Genomic DNA, 15,407 nt, shown 5'->3' with positions numbered 1-15,407 from the left:
GCGAGATACCGCATCCACTGACCGCAACAGGACAGACCTATTGGACTGATTGTTTTGTGGCGATTGGTGTGCTTGGTGTTGAATCGTCCCTGTGAAGCGCCGAACCGACCGGATCATCGCCGTCTCCGCCGTCACGGCCGTGGCCGTCGTCCCCACCGCGATCCTGATGGCGGTGAAGACCGGCGTCATGTCGTCGAACGACTCGGGTGACACGCTGCCGAGCGCGCAGCTGGCGCAGGCGGACCCCGCGAACCCGAACAGCGCCGCGTCGGGCGCGGTGACCCCGTCCGCCTCCGGCGCGCCGGGCTCGGGCACCGGGACCGGCGGCGGCGCGGGGACCGGCACGCCGGGCGGCCGCACCGGCGGCCCGGGCGGCACCGCCGCGAACCCGTCGCCGAAGCCCGGCCCCGAGCTGCGGTCGTTCGTCCGCAAGACGAGCGTGAAGGTGACGTTCGGGACGGCCGGCGACTACAAGCAGGCGTCCGAGACGGCGACGATCAAGCTGTGGCCGTCGTTCTCGATGAACGCGGTCGGCGTCACGCACACGATGAAGGGCGGCACGCTCAGCGAGATCACCCAGAAGGTGATCGTCAGCGGCGCCACGCTGTCCGGCTTCGACGGGTCGAAGTGGACGAAGTCCAAGCTCAGCGCCGCGCAGCTGGAGAAGCTGCGGAGCGGGTCCGACCCGCGGCAGTTCACCTACATCATCCGCGGCGTGCCCGGGAACGTCGTGACCGGCCCTGACGCGAACGGCCGCAGCCACTACCTCGCGCAGGCGCTGATGGGCAGCGTGTACGGCCTGCTGCCGAAGGAGTCGGCGGACGAGATCCGCAAGGTGATCCCGGACGGCGCCGGCGTCTCGCTCGACCTGTGGTCCGGCAAGCAGGACCGGCCGGCGTCGATCGGGCTGTCCGCGAACACGCCCGACGGCACGTTCGACGGCTCCATGACGTTCGGCTCCTACCGCTGACGTCCCGCGAAACGGTCGCCGCGCGCGCTCTGGAGGACGTCCGTTCGGCCATGCGCGGGGTACGCCGATGGTCGTACCGGCCGGGGACCCGTTCGTACCACCGGGGGATGTAGCGCCGTTAGCGTCCCGACACACTGGGGATACCAGCAGGGCGACAAGGGAGGCCGAATCCTCATGAACCGACGACTGGTAGTGGCCGCCGGAGGGACCGCCGTGGGCGCCGCGCTCCTCCTGTCCGGATGCAACGGGGACGGGTCGGGCTCGAACGCGAACATGAAGCTGAGCGCCAACGAGGCGCTGCTGAAATCGTCGCAGCAGACGGCAGGGTCGGACACCTTCAAGGCCGACCTGACCGTCACCGGGTCCGGGTCGGAGTCGGGCAAGATCCACGCGACGGGGCAGTTCCGGCTCAAGCCGACGCTGAAGTTCAGCGCGCAGCTCGACGACGTGACCCGCAACGGGCAGACCGTGCCGGGCGCCAAGGGCCAGGCGATCTTCACCGACAACACCCTCTACGCGAAGGTGCCGCAGCTCGCGCAGTTCGTCAGCGGGGGCAAGCCGTGGGTGAAGATCGACGTGAACCAGGTGTCCCAGCGCACCGGCTTCGACGTGCAGAACCTGGTGAACCAGGTGGAGAAGGTCAACCCGGCCGAGCAGACGAAGATGTTCACCGGCTCCAAGGACGCGCACCGGGTCGGCACCGAGACGATCGACGGCGTCAAGACCGTCCACTACGCCGGCACGGTCACCGTCCAGGACGCGCTGAGCCGCCTCGACGCCCAGACCCGTGCGAAGGTCGACGGCTGGCTGCCGAAGGACCACGCCAACGGCAAGATCAACTTCGACCTGTGGACGGACGGCAAGAACCTGCCGCGCAAGCTGGTGTCCAAGGCGACCGACAAGCAGGGCGACAACGGCTCGGTGACGGTGCTCTACAGCGACTACGGCAAGTCGTTCGGGGTGAACCCGCCGCCCTCGGACCAGGTCGGCACCCTGTCGCTGGGCTCGCTGCTCGGCGGGCACTGACCCGGCGCACAGGTCACACCGGACATCACGGGACAGAGTGAACCCCGCTAGTCTCCCCTGCGTCTCATACAGGGTCCGGCCCGAGCGTCCGGGCTCCACGACGCAGACCGAGGAGTGTCCCTCATGATCCGACGTTTCGCCGCGGGCACGGCGGTCGCCGCCGGCCTCGCCCTCGCGCTGACCGGCTGTCTCGGCGACGCCGGGAACAAGGTGGACGAGGCCGGCAAGAACATCAAGCTGACCGCCGCGGAGGCGCTCGGCAAGACGGCCAGCAAGACCGGGCAGATCGACTCCTTCCAGGCCGACATGTCGATGACGTCGAGCGGCTCGGCCGCCGGCGCCATCAACATGTCCGGGACGATGCAGTACCGGACCAAGCCCGACCTGGCGTTCAGCATGGACTTCGGCAGCATGTCGGTCGGCGGCAAGTCGATGGCCGGCATGAAGGAGGTCCTGGTCGGCCGGACGATCTACGTGAAGATCCCGCAGCTGTCGCAGCTCGGCGGCGGCGCGTCCGCCAAGACCTGGGTGAAGATGTCGCTGGACGAGATCGGCAAGCAGTCCGGCATGAACATGGACCAGCTGCTCCAGCAGTCCCAGCAGATGGACCCGGTGAGCAACACCAAGATGCTGACGGCGTCCAAGGACGCCCGCGAGGTCGGCAAGGAGACGGTGGACGGCGTCCAGACCACGCACTACACCGGCACCTACCGGCTGTCGGACGCGGTCGCCAAGCTGTCGCCCGACCAGCGCCAGGCGTACGAGAAGAGCCTGGCGAAGTCCGGCATGAACGGCGACATGCACTTCGACCTGTGGGTCGACGGGCAGCAGCTGCCCCGCAAGATGACGATGAAGACCGACCAGTCGGCCGCCGGCGCGATGACGGTCACGTCCACCTACCACGACTTCGGCAAGCCGGTGCAGATCAGCGCGCCGCCGGCGAGCGAGGTCACCGACTTCAGCGCACTGCTGAAGGGCATGGGCACCGGCCTCACCCCGGGCGCCTGACCCTCATCTCCCACGTGCATTGATGGGACCGCGCCGCACATGGGCGCGGTCCCATCGCCATGGTCCCCGGATTTGGCCTAACCGCGGGACAGACCGTACTCTGTTGTCTGCCGAAGACCGCCGGTCGCCGTTCCGCGAGGGACGGCCGAAGGTCCCGATCCGTTCGGGCGGCCTGCGTAGGTGCGACGTGAGCCTTCCGCTTGGCCTTCCCGGGCCTGGCAAGACGCCCCGTGCACACCTGCGCCGGGGCGTTTTTTGGTGGATCGGCGCCCGTCCCGCGAGGGCCGGGCGCGGATCGTGACCACCCAGGTAATCGGAAGGAGGCCACATGGCCAAGGCCGAAAAGGCCGCGGCGGTAGCCGAGCTCAAGAGCGAGTTCGAGAGCTCCAGCGGCGCCGTGCTGACCGAGTACCGCGGGCTGACGGTGGCGCAGCTCAAGGAGCTGCGCACCAACCTCGGCGAGAACGCGAAGTTCGCCGTGGTGAAGAACACGCTGACCAAGCGCGCCGCGAACGAGGCCGGTGTCGACGAGCAGTTCCGCGAGCTGCTCGAAGGCCCGTCGGCCATCGCGTTCGTCCGGGGCGACGTGGTCGAGGCCGCCAAGGGCCTGCGTGACTTCGCCAAGGCCAACCCGCTGCTGGTGATCAAGGGCGGCTTCATCGACGGCAAGTCGATGGACGCCGCGGAGATCACCAGGCTCGCGGACCTCGAGTCCCGCGAGGTCCTGCTGGCCAAGCTGGCCGGTGCGATGAAGGGCTCCATGGCCAACGCGGCCGCGCTCTTCAACGCCCTGCCGACGCAGGCCGCCCAGCTCGCCGAGGCGCTGCGCGCCAAGCGCGAGGCCGCCGGCGAGACCGCCGACGCCCCCGCCGACGCGCCGGCCGCCGAGGCCGCCGACGAGGCTCCCGCCGAGTAGGCAACCCGCGGTTCCCCGTAACACCCCAGATCGTTAAGCCATAGCGGAGGAAACATCATGGCGAAGCTCAGCACCGACGACCTGCTCGACACCTTCAAGGAGATGACCCTCCTGGAGCTGTCCGACTTCGTGAAGAAGTTCGAGGAGGTCTTCGACGTCAAGGCCGCCGCGCCCGTCGCGGCCGTGGCCGCCGCCCCGGCGCCCGGCGCCGGCGGTGGCGAGGAGGCCGCCGCGCAGGACGAGTTCGACGTCATCCTCGAGGGTGCCGGCGACAAGAAGATCCAGGTCATCAAGGAGGTTCGCACGCTGACGAGCCTCGGCCTCAAGGAGGCCAAGGACCTGGTCGACGGCGCGCCGAAGCCGCTGCTCGAGAAGGTCAACAAGGAGACGGCCGACAAGGCCAAGGAGGCCCTGGAGAAGGCCGGCGCGACGGTCACCGTCAAGTAAGGCTTCTCCCGGAGCGTCCCGGGGCTTCGCGGCTCCGCTGCTCTTCGAGGCGGCCGTCCCACCTGCGGGTGGGGCGGCCGCCTTTTCGCATGCCCGGGCTCGAAAGCGCGTCCTGCGCGACGGGCCGCCCGGGGCGGTCGCGGCGGGTTGTCGCGGAGCCGCAACGGGGCCGCGGTTCCGGGTGTGTTTCCTGTGGGGTAGTGATAAAGAGCTGGTGAAAAGCGTGTGCCGGGGCGGGTTGTGCGGTACTCGGCGGGCGGCGTAGCGTCCCGTTCTGACGCTGTGGCCACACCCGGCCGCCCCGCTCCCGGCCGGCGGCTCCAGCGCGCCACCAGTACCCCTGGCTTGAGGCGCCGGTTCTTGGACCACTAGTCTCATAGGGCCCGTAAGTAACGATTGTCTTACGACGTCGGATTTTGCCGCTGATCTGGGGCGGAACCCCTTCCATTTGGACGGGGGGCCGCTACGGTGGTGGCACCCGTCACGGCTACCGGGCGGTAGCAACGAGACGGACACGAGGTGTGACGGGCAGACAAGAGCCAGAGTGCTACTCGCTCATTGGTTCGGGATTCCCCCCGGCCTGGACGAAAGGTGACGAGTGGGCGTCGAGATCAGAGTCGAGGGCCTGACCAAGTCCTTCGGCCGCCAGGTGATCTGGCAGGACGTGTCGCTGACCATTCCCGCAGGTGAGATCTCCGTTCTTCTGGGCCCGTCCGGTACCGGCAAGTCGGTCTTCCTGAAGTCCCTCGTCGGGCTGCTCAAGCCGAACCGCGGGCACATCTGGATCGGCGACAAGGACCTTCCCTACCTGCCCGAGTCGCAGCTCTACGAGACCCGCAAGCTGTTCGGCGTGCTGTTCCAGGACGGCGCGCTGTTCGGCTCGATGAACCTCTTCGACAACATCGCCTTCCCGCTGCGCGAGCACACCAAGAAGTCCGAGTCCGAGGTCAAGCGCATCGTCCTCGAGAAGATGGAGATGGTCGGCCTCCTCGGCGCCGAGTACAAGCTTCCCGGCGAGATCTCCGGCGGAATGAAGAAGCGCGCCGGGCTCGCCCGCGCGCTGGTCCTGGACCCCGAGATCCTGCTGATCGACGAGCCGGACTCCGGCCTCGACCCGGTCCGCACCGCGTTCCTGAACCAGGTGTTCATCGACCTGAACGCGCAGCTGAACGCGACGTTCCTGATCGTCACCCACGACATCAACACCGCCCGCACCATCCCCGACAACATCGGCCTGCTGTACCAGCGGAACCTGGCGATGTTCGGGCCGCGGGAGATGCTGCTGTCCAGCGAGGAGCCGGTCGTCCGGCAGTTCCTCAACGCCAGCAAGATCGGCCCCATCGGGATGTCGGAGGAGAAGGACGCCTCCGAGCTCGAGGCCGAGGCGAAGATGGGCCTGGACTCCGGCAAGCTGCCCCCCATCCCGCCGCAGCAGATGCCCAGCAACGGGATGCTGCGGGCCGGCCAGCACGCCCCCGGCGCCTGGTGCGCCGCGCACGGCGTCCAGCCGCCGCCCGGGTCGTTCATCGACGACCTCGGCCGCAACTGGGTGGAGGAGTGGCCGCGGTACGTGGCGTCCATGTCCGCCGGCGCCGCCGCACCGGCGGCCCCGGGCGGGCCGCCGCCCGCGGGCCCGCCGCCCGGCGGCCCGGGCGGGCCCGGCATGTTCCCCGGCAACCCGCCGCCCGGGGCGCCCGGAGGTGCGGCGTACTGATGTCCACTCCTGGTATCGGCGCGGACCAGCGAGAGGGCAGGCGGACCGGAGGTTCCTCCGGCACGCTCCGCAAGATCGGTGACGGCGCGACCAACGTCGCGGTCAGGGAGCCCGGCCGGTTCTTCGCCATGTGCCTGGACACCGGCCGGGCCCTGTTCCGCCCGCCCTTCCAGTGGCGCGAGTTCATCGAGCAGGCCTGGTTCATCGTCAGCGTCACCGTCGTCCCGACCATGCTGGTCGCGATCCCGTTCGGCGGCGTGCTGTCGCTGCAGGTCGGCGGGCTCATCCGGCAGCTCGGCGCGCAGTCCTACACCGGTGCGACCGCGGTGGTCGCGATCGTCCGCGAGGCCAGCCCGCTGGTCACCTCGCTGCTGGTCGCGGGCGCCGCGGGGTCGGCGATGTGCGCCGACATCGGCTCCCGCAAGATCCGCGAGGAGATCGACGCCATGGAGGTGCTCGGGATCAACCCGCTGCAGCGCCTCGTGGTGCCGCGCACCCTCGCCTGCGCGTTCGTCGCGCTGTTCCTGAACGGCCTGGTGTCGGTGGTCGGCCTGCTCGGCGGCTACTTCTTCAACGTCGTGCTGCAGGACGGCACGCCGGGCGCCTACCTCGCCTCGTTCAACGCGATCGCGCAGCTGCCCGACCTGGTGCAGGCGGAGATCAAGGCGTTCGTCTTCGGCATCACCGCCGGCCTGGTCGCGGCCTACAAGGGCCTGAACGCCAAGGGCGGCCCGAAGGGCGTCGGCGACGCGGTCAACCAGACCGTCGTCATCACCTTCATGCTGCTGTTCGTCGAGAACTTCATCATCTCGACGCTGTACACCCAGTTCGTCCCGGCGAAGGGCATGTGATGGCGGCCCCTACCAAGGCGGGCAAGGCCGTCAACCGGGCGATCAGCGCGCCCCTGGACCGGCTGGACGACTTCGGCCACCAGATGTCGTTCTACGTCCGCGCGTTCGCGTGGACGTTCCGGGTGCTGCGCCGCTACCGCGTCGAGGTGCTGCGGCTGCTGGCCGAGGTCAGCCTCGGCACCGGCGGCCTCGCGGTGATCGGCGGCTCGGTGGTGATCGTCGGGTTCATGACGTTCTTCACCGGCAGCCAGGTCGGCCTGGAGGGCTATGAGTCCCTCGACCAGATCGGCACCGCCGCGTTCACCGGCTTCATCGCCTCCTACTTCAACACCCGCGAGATCGCGCCGCTGGTGTCGGCGCTGGCGCTGTCGGCGACGGTCGGCTGCGGGTTCACCGCGCAGCTCGGCGCGATGCGGATCTCCGACGAGATCGACGCGCTCGAGGTGATGGCGGTCCCGTCGATGCCGTTCCTGGTCACCACCCGGATGATCGCCGGGATGGTCGCGGTGATCCCGCTGTACGTGGTGGGCCTCCTGGCCTCCTACGGCGCGACGCGGGTGATCGTGACGATGTTCTACGGCCAGTCGTCCGGCACCTACGACCACTACTTCCATCTGTTCCTGCCACCGCACGACATCTACTGGTCGTTCGGCAAGGTGATCATCTTCTCGGTGCTGGTGATGCTGATCCACTGCTACTACGGCTACAACGCCAGCGGCGGCCCGGCCGGCGTCGGCATCGCGGTGGGCCGCGCGGTGCGCACCAGCATCGTCGTGATCAACGTGGCGGACCTGCTGCTCGGCATGGCGATCTGGGGCACCAGCACCGGCGTCCGGATCGCGGGGTGACCGGGTCATGAGCGAACGCATGCGCTACCGCGTGCTCGGGCTGTCCATGATCCTGGTGATCGTGCTGCTGCTGGCGCTGACCGTGGCGTTCTACAACAAGTGGTTCACCCCGGTGACGAACGTGAAGGTCGCGACGGAGCGGGCCGGGCTGCAGCTGCTGCCGCACGCGGACGTGAAGGTCCGCGGCATCATCGTCGGCGAGGTGCGCGGCACCCACGTCACCGCCGGCGGCGCGACGCTCGACCTCGCGCTGAACCCCGGCGAGGCCAAGAAGATCCCGAACAACGTGCAGGCGCGGCTGCTGCCGAAGACGCTGTTCGGCGAGAAGTACGTGGACCTGGAGGTCCCGCAGCAGCCGGGCCCCGAGGGCCTGCGCGCCGGCCAGACGATCCAGCAGGACCGCTCCCAGCAGGCCGTCGAGATCAACAAGGTGCTGGACGACCTGCTGCCCGTCCTGCAGGCGGTGAAGCCCGCCGAGCTGAACACCACGCTGAACGCGCTGGCGACGGCCCTGCAGGGCCGCGGCGAGCAGATCGGGCAGGACATCGACGAGGCGGACGCGCTGCTGAAGAAGATCAACCCGCAGCTGCCGACGCTGGTGCACGACCTGCACAGCCTCGCCGACGTGGCCGACATCTACGACCAGGCCGCGCCGGACCTGCTGCAGACGCTGCGCAACATCAACGTGACCAGCAAGACGATCACCGACAAGAAGGCGACGATCGAGCAGCTGATCCCGGCGACGACCGCCCTCGCGCAGGACGGCGACGCGTTCATGACGCAGAACGCACCGAAGATCGTCGGGGTGAACATCGCCAGCCGCGCCGGGCTGTCGCTGATCGCGCGGTACTCGCCGTCGCTGCCGTGCGTGTTCGCCGGCCTGGTGAAGCTGCGGCCGGAGGCCGAGCGGGTGGCGGGCGGCAACGGGTCCAAGACCTTCAACCTGACCATCGAGATCGTCAAGCCGCGGCCGGGCTACAAGTACCCGCTGGACCTGCCCGAGGCCAAGGACCAGCGCAACCCGCGCTGCTACGGGCTGCCGAACCCGAAGGTGCCCTCGCCGGACTACCTGGCGCTGGACGGCACCCAGGACGACCTGTGGTGGAAGAACCCGAGTGACCCGAACGGCGGTGGCGGTGGCGGCGGCTCGCGCGGCCGCGGGATCTCCGACGTGTTCGTCGACCCGGGCTCGATGAGCGAGACCGACAAGATCAAGAACATCGTCGGCCCGATGACGCGGACCCCGTCCGACCAGGTCTCGGACGTGGCGTCGCTGATGTACGGGCCGCTGCTGCGCGGATCGGTGGTGACCGTCAAGTGAAGACGACCAGTGCCGCGATCAAGCTCGGCGTCTTCGTGGTGCTCACCACGCTCGCCACCGGCGTGCTGGCGATGACGATCTCCAATGCCCGGTTCGGGCCGTCCCGCGAGTACAAGGCGGTCTTCACCGACGCGACCGGGCTGCTCGACAACGACGACGTGCGCGTCGCGGGCGTCCGGGTCGGCGAGGTCAAGGGCATCAAGCTCTACCACGGCAACCTCGCGCAGGTGACGTTCAGCATCCAGAAGGGCGGCGTGTTCGAGGCGGGCCTGCCGGCGTCCACGCAGGCGCAGATCCGCTACCGCAACCTGATGGGGCAGCGGTACCTGTCGCTCAGCGACGGCGCCGGGCAGGCCAACAACTACCTCAAGGCCGGCGGCACCATCCCGGTCGCGCAGACCCAGCCGGCGCTCGACCTGACCGCCCTGTTCAACGGCTTCCACCCGCTGTTCAAGGCGCTGGAGCCGAAGGACGTCAACAACCTCGCCACCCAGATCGTCCAGGTGCTGCAGGGCGAGGGCGGGACGGTCAACAGCCTGCTGTCGCACGTGGCGTCGCTGACCAACACGCTCGCCGACCGCGACCAGGTGATCGGCGACGTGATCGACAACCTGAACTCCGTGCTCGGCACGATCGACGACCGGCACCAGCAGGTCGAGCAGCTGATCACCGACCTGCGCGGATTCGTCAGCGGGGTGTCGGGCGACCGGCAGGCGATCTTCGACTCGGTGTCGGCGATCAACCAGCTGACCGGGACGACCGCGGGCCTGCTCAAGCAGTCCCGGCCGGGGATCAAGAGCGACGTCGCGCAGCTGAAGAAGCTCACCGGCACGCTCAACGCCAACAGCGGGGAGCTGAACGCGGCCCTGGAGGGCTCGCCGAAGACGCTGCAGAAGCTGGTCAGCATCTCCCAGTACGGCTCCTGGTTCAACATGTACATCTGCGGCCTCGACGCGCGGGTGCGGCTGCCGGGCGGACCGGTCTACCAGACGCCGGCGATCGTGAACGAGAACGCGAGGTGCAAGTAGATGAGGATCCCCTTCCGGGAGCGCAACCCGGTCCCCATCGCCCTCGTCGCGTTCGCCGTGATCGTGCTGGCGCTCGTGCTCGCGATGAACCTCGGCAACATCCCGTTCGTCAACCCCGGCAGCACCCACACCGCCTCGTTCAAGGAGGCGGCGGGGCTGAAGTCGGGGGAGGAGGTCCGGATCGCCGGCGTCAAGGTCGGCAAGGTCACCGCCCTCGACCTCGACCACGGCCACGTCAAGGTCACCTTCCGGGTGGACAAGGGCGTGAAGCTCGGCGACCGGACCCAGGCCGACATCAAGATCAAGACGCTGCTCGGCCAGCACTTCCTCGCGCTCAGCCCGCAGGGGAAGGGCCGGCTCGGACGCAACATCCCGCTGGATCGCACGCACACCCCGTTCGAGGTCGTCCCGGCGATCAGCGAGCTCAGCCAGAAGGTCGACGAGATCGACACGACGCAGCTCGCCAAGTCGTTCGACACCCTCTCGGACACCTTCAAGAACTCCCCGCCGGAGGTGAAGGCCTCCCTGCAGGGGCTGCGCCGGCTGTCCAACACCGTCGCGTCCCGCGACGACCAGCTGCACGAGCTGGCCGGCAAGGCCAAGGACGTCTCGCAGCTGCTGGCCGACCGCAACCAGGACTTCGCCAAGCTCGTCCAGGACGGCGACAAGGTGCTGCAGGCCGTGCAGGCCCGCCGCGCCGTCATCCACCAGCTGCTGATCAACACGGTCTCGCTGTCGCAGCAGGTCAACGCGCTGATCAGCGAGAACCAGGCGCAGCTGAAGCCGATGCTGGACAACCTCGCCAAGGTCAACCGGATCCTGCTGAAGAACCAGGACAACCTGGACCGGACGATCCAGCTGTTCGCGCCGTACGCCCGGCAGTTCTCCGACGTCGTCGGCACCGGCCGCTGGTTCGACTCCTACATCCAGAACCTCCTCCCGATCCCCGCCTCGATCCAGGACGCCCCGAAGAACCAGGGAACCGGGACGGGCGCCCCGACGCTGGGCGGCGGTCAGAAGAAGCCGAACGGCCAGACCGGCAGCAACGGCAACAACCCGTTGCCCTTCCTCCCGTGAGCAGGCAGGTCCTAAGTGCGTAACTCCGCGTTGATACTTCGCCTGGGCGGCGCGATCCTCGCCGTCGCGGTGCTGGCGGCCGCGCTCGTCCTGCTCCTGCAGGAACCCAGGCAGCGGCACATGACGGCCTACTTCACCAAGACCGTCGGCCTCTACAAGGGCGCCGAGGTCCGCATCCTCGGCATCCCGGTCGGCGAGGTCACCAGTGTCAAGCCGGTCGGCGAGGCGGTGAAGGTCAAGCTGAAGTGGGACGCCAAGTACAAGGTCCCGGCCAACGCCCAGGCCGTCATCGTCAACCAGACCCTGGTCGCCGACCGGTACATCCAGCTCACCCCCGCCTACACCGGCGGGCCCGTGCTGGCGGACGGCGCCACGCTGACCACCGGCCGCACCCGGGTCCCCGTCGAGGTGGACCAGGTCAGCGGCAGCCTGAACGACCTCACCAAGGCGCTCGGCCCGCAGGGCGCGAACGCGACGACGCCCGACAAGCAGCAGGGCTCGCTGTCGCGGCTGCTGCAGGTCGGCGCGCAGAACCTGGACGGGCAGGGCGAGGACATCCGGCAGACGATCTCCGACACCTCGCAGATGCTGAGCACGCTCAGCAACGACCGCGGGGACGTCGCGGCGACGATCCGGAACCTGCGGATCATCACCGACACGATGAAGGCCAACGACCAGCAGATCCGCTCGTTCAGCACCCACCTGAACGGCGTGTCGGGCCAGCTGGACGGGGAGAAGGAGGAGCTCAGCGCCGCGCTGAACACCCTCGCCCCGACGCTGCGGAACGTGCAGGCGTTCATCAAGGACAACCGCACCGAGCTGTCGTCGAACGTCCGGCAGCTCGCGCAGGTCACCGGCGTGCTGGTGAAGGAGAAGGACGCGCTCGCCGAGGTGCTGACCGCCGGCCCGCTCGCCATCAACAACCTGGCCCGCGCCTACGACCCGATCAGCGGCACGATCCACACCCGCGACAACTTCCGCCAGTTCAACAACCTGGCGGACTGGGTGTGCTCGCTGGCGTACTCGGTCGGCACCCCCGCCAAGCAGTGCCTGGACTTCGTGAAGCCCTACAACGGCATCGGCAAGGCGCTGGCGGGCGTGAGCCTGGACCTGTCCTGGATCACCGCGCTGACCACGCACTACGACCCCGTGCCCATTCCGCCGGACGCCTACGGGCCCGGCGGACGGAGCGGGTCGAAGAGCACCGGCACGCCGAAGAACGCCAAGACCACCAAGACGGCGAAGACGGGCACGGCGACCTCGCACGACCCGAAGAACATCACCTCGCTGCTGCCCGGAGGTGCCGGATGACCAGGACACCCCGCAGGCGCGCCGCGCAGGCCGCGTCCGGCACGGCGGCGGACGGAGCGCGGAGCACGGCGCGCAAGGGCCGGGCGCTGCCGCGGCGGACGAAGCTGCTCGGCGCCGCCGCCCTCGCGGGCGTCACGGCGCTGTCGGGATGCTCGTTCAACGGCGTCTCGTCGCTGCCGCTGCCCGGCGGCCCCGACCTCGGCTCCCACCCCCGCACCGTGAAGATCGAGTTCACGAACGTGCTGGACCTGGTGCCGCAGTCGGTGGTCAAGGTCAACGACGTGTCGGTCGGCAAGGTCACCAAGGTCGACCTCGCCGGCGGCAGCGCCGGCTGGCACGCCGTCGTCACCGTCAAGATCCGCGGCGATGTGAACCTGCCGGACAACGCCCGCGCGACGATCAGCCAGACGAGCCTGCTCGGCGAGAAGTTCGTCCAGCTGGCGCCGCCGGGCGACCAGGCGCCGACCGGGCGGCTCGGCTCCGGCGACGTGATCCCGCTGTCGCGCACCGGCCAGGGCACCGAGATCGAAGAGGTGCTGTCGGCGATGTCGCTGCTGCTGAACGGCGGCGGCATCCAGCAGGTCGCCACGATCAGCCACGAGCTGCAGGCCGCGATGAGCGGCCGCGAGGGCACGATCCGCGACGTCCTGCAGCGCGTCGACACCTTCGCCGGGACGCTGGACACCAACCGCGCCGCGATCACCCGGGCGCTGGACAGCCTCGACCGGCTCACCGGCAAGCTGTCGGACGAGCGCAAGACGATCACCGACACGATCGACGAGACCGGCCCGGCGATCGGCATCCTCAAGCGCAACCGGGCCGACCTGACCAAGATGCTCGTCGCACTGAACAAGCTCAGCCGCACCACCACCGACGTGATCGACAAGTCGCAGGCCAACTTCGTGGCGAACCTCAAGGACCTGAACAAGATCCTCGCCAACCTGAACAAGGCCGGCTCCGACCTGCCGAACGCGCTGCAGTCGCTGATCACCTTCCCGTTCCCGCCGACCTTCGCCAACGTCATCGAGGGCGACTACGGCAACGTGAAGCTCACCGTCGACCTGGACTTCAACGACCTCGCGCAGAACCTGCTCGGCGGCACCGACCTGGAGAACCAGATCGGCAGCGGCAAGCAGATGCGCAACATGCTGCAGGTGCCCAACGTGACCCTGCCCGACTCGCCGCTCGGCTCGCTGCCGCAGTCGTCCGGCGGCAGCGGCGGCACCGGCGGGCTGCCGGGGCTGCCCGGCCTGCCCGGCGCGTCCACCCCGACGCCGAAGCCGACCAAGGGCGGCAAGAAGACCGGCACCGCCGGCGCCAACGGCACCAGGACCGGCGCGCTGGCCCCGGCCCCGGGCGACGACGGTCTGCGGACCCTGATGGGGGGCCTCTGGTGATCCTCAAGCGCGGCGTCATCATCCAGCTGATCGCCTTCGCGGTGATCACGATCGTCGGCGTGACGATCGTGCTGGTGAACTACATCGGCGTCGGCCGGCAGGTGCTCGGCAAGCAGTACACCGCCTTCGTCGACCTCAGCGACTCCGGCGGCGTGTTCACCAACGCCGAGGTCACCTACCGGGGCGTCCCGGTCGGCCGGGTCGGCCCGATGTCGCTCACCAAGACCGGCATCAAGGTCAAGCTGCAGCTCGACCGCGGCAAGCGGATCCCGCGTGAGGGGACGAAGGCGGTCGTCGCGAACCGGTCGGCGGTCGGCGAGCAGTACATCGACCTGGAGCCGAGCAAGAACACCGGCCCCTACCTCGACGAGGGCGGCGCGTACACGATCCCGGCGAGCATGACCTCGCTCCCGGTGCGGACCGAGGAGCTGCTGCGCAACGTCGACCAGCTCGTCGGGTCGGTGAACACCAAGGACCTCGGCACGATCGTCGACGAGCTGGACAGGGCGTTCAACGGCTCCGGCTCCGACCTGCAGTCGATCCTGGACGACACGCACCGGCTGCTGCAGACCGCGAACCAGGCGTACCCGGACACCAAGCAGCTGCTCGACAACAGCGTGACGGTGCTGGACACCCAGCGCAGCGAGGCCGCGAACATCCGCGGCTTCGCCCGCAACCTCAACGACTTCACCGCCTCGCTGCGCAAGGACGACCCGGCGCTGCGCAAGACGATCGACAACGCCCCCGGCGCCGTCGACGAGACGCACAAGGCGATCGACCAGCTGGCCCCGACGCTGCCGACGCTGCTGGCGAACCTGTCCACCACCGGGCAGGTCATCACGTCCCGGCAGAACGGCCTGCGGTCGCTGTTCATCCTCTACCCGGTCGAGGTGGCGGGCGCGTTCACCGTCACCCCCGGCGACGGCACCCAGCACCTCGGCCTCGACCTGAACATCAGCTCGCCGCCCGCGTGCACCAAGGGCTACGAGGGCGTGAAGCACCGCTGGCCGCAGGACACCTCGCTGCGCAACCCGCCGCTGAACGTCGGCTGCAAGGCCCCGCACAACTCGCCCAGCGACGTGCGCGGCGCCCGCAACTTCCCCAAGGACGCGCTCACGCCCGTCCCGCAGCTGCCCCCGGGCGCGACCTCCGGCGCGGGGTTCCCCGCGGGCGGCGCGTACGGGACGGGCTCGGACTCGGGCTCCGGCTCGTCGGAGGCGAAGGGCAAGGGCAAGGGCAAGAGCGCCGGAGACGGCGCGGCGAACGGCAAGGCGGCCGCCGCGGCGGCCCCCACGGGCCAGCTGTCGAATGGGCGGCTGTACCTGTCGTATCCGGCCAATTCAGTCGAATTCGCTGGATACGATCCGTCGACGGGCGCGGTCTACGGCCCGGACGGCAAGAAGTACGTCATGCCGCGGACCGCCGGCAACCGTGAGTTGGGAGATTCCTCGTGGAAGTGGCTCATGCTCGGACCCCTGAGCCAGTGAGGCGGG

14 protein-coding genes are annotated in these 15,407 nt (G+C 69.2%); all 14 read left to right on the top strand.

What is annotated here, in order from left to right:
* The first annotated feature begins 91 nt into the window (after positions 1-91).
* On the top strand, positions 92-970 hold the full coding sequence (locus J4709_RS21325; RefSeq protein WP_208243442.1) for a hypothetical protein: 879 nt from the start codon (positions 92-94) through the stop codon (positions 968-970).
* A 174-nt stretch (positions 971-1,144) separates the two neighbouring features.
* Positions 1,145-1,996 carry an SCO4651 family lipoprotein gene (locus J4709_RS21320; RefSeq protein ID WP_208243440.1) on the top strand — a complete coding sequence of 284 codons (852 nt, stop codon included), beginning with the start codon at positions 1,145-1,147 and terminating at the stop codon, positions 1,994-1,996.
* Positions 1,997-2,119: 123 nt separating this feature from the next.
* Positions 2,120-3,004 carry an SCO4651 family lipoprotein gene (locus J4709_RS21315; protein WP_208243428.1) on the top strand — a complete coding sequence of 295 codons (885 nt, stop codon included), beginning with the start codon at positions 2,120-2,122 and terminating at the stop codon, positions 3,002-3,004.
* A 328-nt stretch (positions 3,005-3,332) separates the two neighbouring features.
* Entirely contained in the window at positions 3,333-3,920 is a 588-nt protein-coding gene (rplJ, locus tag J4709_RS21310; RefSeq protein WP_208243418.1) for a 50S ribosomal protein L10, read from the top strand.
* A gap of 57 nt (positions 3,921-3,977) precedes the next feature.
* Positions 3,978-4,367: a 50S ribosomal protein L7/L12 gene (rplL, locus tag J4709_RS21305; protein WP_208243416.1), complete on the top strand. Its 390-nt coding sequence runs from the start codon at positions 3,978-3,980 to the stop codon at positions 4,365-4,367.
* Positions 4,368-4,965: 598 nt separating this feature from the next.
* Complete coding sequence (locus J4709_RS21300) at positions 4,966-6,081, top strand: ABC transporter ATP-binding protein (RefSeq protein WP_307801405.1); 1,116 nt, start codon at positions 4,966-4,968, stop codon at positions 6,079-6,081.
* On the top strand, positions 6,081-6,932 hold the full coding sequence (locus J4709_RS21295; RefSeq protein WP_269757363.1) for an MlaE family ABC transporter permease: 852 nt from the start codon (positions 6,081-6,083) through the stop codon (positions 6,930-6,932). The genes J4709_RS21300 and J4709_RS21295 overlap by 1 nt, the downstream gene beginning before the upstream one ends.
* The gene (locus tag J4709_RS21290; RefSeq protein WP_173098552.1) at positions 6,932-7,780 is read left to right on the top strand and encodes an MlaE family ABC transporter permease; all 849 of its coding nucleotides are present in this window, start codon (positions 6,932-6,934) and stop codon (positions 7,778-7,780) included. The genes J4709_RS21295 and J4709_RS21290 overlap by 1 nt, the downstream gene beginning before the upstream one ends.
* A 7-nt stretch (positions 7,781-7,787) precedes the next feature.
* Positions 7,788-9,101 carry an MCE family protein gene (locus tag J4709_RS21285; RefSeq protein WP_232383846.1) on the top strand — a complete coding sequence of 438 codons (1,314 nt, stop codon included), beginning with the start codon at positions 7,788-7,790 and terminating at the stop codon, positions 9,099-9,101.
* On the top strand, positions 9,098-10,129 hold the full coding sequence (locus tag J4709_RS21280) for an MCE family protein (protein WP_208243413.1): 1,032 nt from the start codon (positions 9,098-9,100) through the stop codon (positions 10,127-10,129). The genes J4709_RS21285 and J4709_RS21280 overlap by 4 nt, the downstream gene beginning before the upstream one ends.
* Positions 10,130-11,206, top strand: coding sequence for an MCE family protein (locus J4709_RS21275; protein WP_208243410.1), 1,077 nt, complete (start codon positions 10,130-10,132; stop codon positions 11,204-11,206).
* Between the two features lie 15 nt (positions 11,207-11,221).
* Positions 11,222-12,517, top strand: coding sequence for an MCE family protein (locus tag J4709_RS21270; RefSeq protein ID WP_307801404.1), 1,296 nt, complete (start codon positions 11,222-11,224; stop codon positions 12,515-12,517).
* A complete protein-coding gene (locus J4709_RS21265; RefSeq protein ID WP_208243408.1) occupies positions 12,514-13,914 on the top strand; it encodes an MCE family protein in 1,401 nt (466 codons plus the stop codon). The genes J4709_RS21270 and J4709_RS21265 overlap by 4 nt, the downstream gene beginning before the upstream one ends.
* Positions 13,911-15,401, top strand: a complete 1,491-nt coding sequence (locus tag J4709_RS21260) for an MCE family protein (RefSeq protein WP_208243406.1) — start codon at positions 13,911-13,913, stop codon at positions 15,399-15,401. The genes J4709_RS21265 and J4709_RS21260 overlap by 4 nt, the downstream gene beginning before the upstream one ends.
* Positions 15,402-15,407 lie beyond the last annotated feature (6 nt).

Source organism: Actinomadura violacea (genome assembly GCF_017573465.1).
GTDB lineage: Bacteria > Actinomycetota > Actinomycetes > Streptosporangiales > Streptosporangiaceae > Spirillospora > Spirillospora violacea.
This window is presented reverse-complemented; position numbering and strand designations above follow the sequence as displayed.

What these genes read in the sequence shown, in the direction of transcription:
- rplL (WP_208243416.1), top strand. Translation starts at nt 3,978, where the DNA reads ATGGCGAAGCTCAGCACCGACGACCTGCTCGACACCTTCAAGGAGATG.
- J4709_RS21265 (WP_208243408.1), top strand. Translation starts at nt 12,514, where the DNA reads ATGACCAGGACACCCCGCAGGCGCGCCGCGCAGGCCGCGTCCGGCACG.
- J4709_RS21315 (WP_208243428.1), top strand. Translation starts at nt 2,120, where the DNA reads ATGATCCGACGTTTCGCCGCGGGCACGGCGGTCGCCGCCGGCCTCGCC.
- J4709_RS21320 (WP_208243440.1), top strand. Translation starts at nt 1,145, where the DNA reads ATGAACCGACGACTGGTAGTGGCCGCCGGAGGGACCGCCGTGGGCGCC.
- J4709_RS21295 (WP_269757363.1), top strand. Translation starts at nt 6,081, where the DNA reads ATGTCCACTCCTGGTATCGGCGCGGACCAGCGAGAGGGCAGGCGGACC.
- rplJ (WP_208243418.1), top strand. Translation starts at nt 3,333, where the DNA reads ATGGCCAAGGCCGAAAAGGCCGCGGCGGTAGCCGAGCTCAAGAGCGAG.
- J4709_RS21285 (WP_232383846.1), top strand. Translation starts at nt 7,788, where the DNA reads ATGAGCGAACGCATGCGCTACCGCGTGCTCGGGCTGTCCATGATCCTG.
- J4709_RS21290 (WP_173098552.1), top strand. Translation starts at nt 6,932, where the DNA reads ATGGCGGCCCCTACCAAGGCGGGCAAGGCCGTCAACCGGGCGATCAGC.
- J4709_RS21275 (WP_208243410.1), top strand. Translation starts at nt 10,130, where the DNA reads ATGAGGATCCCCTTCCGGGAGCGCAACCCGGTCCCCATCGCCCTCGTC.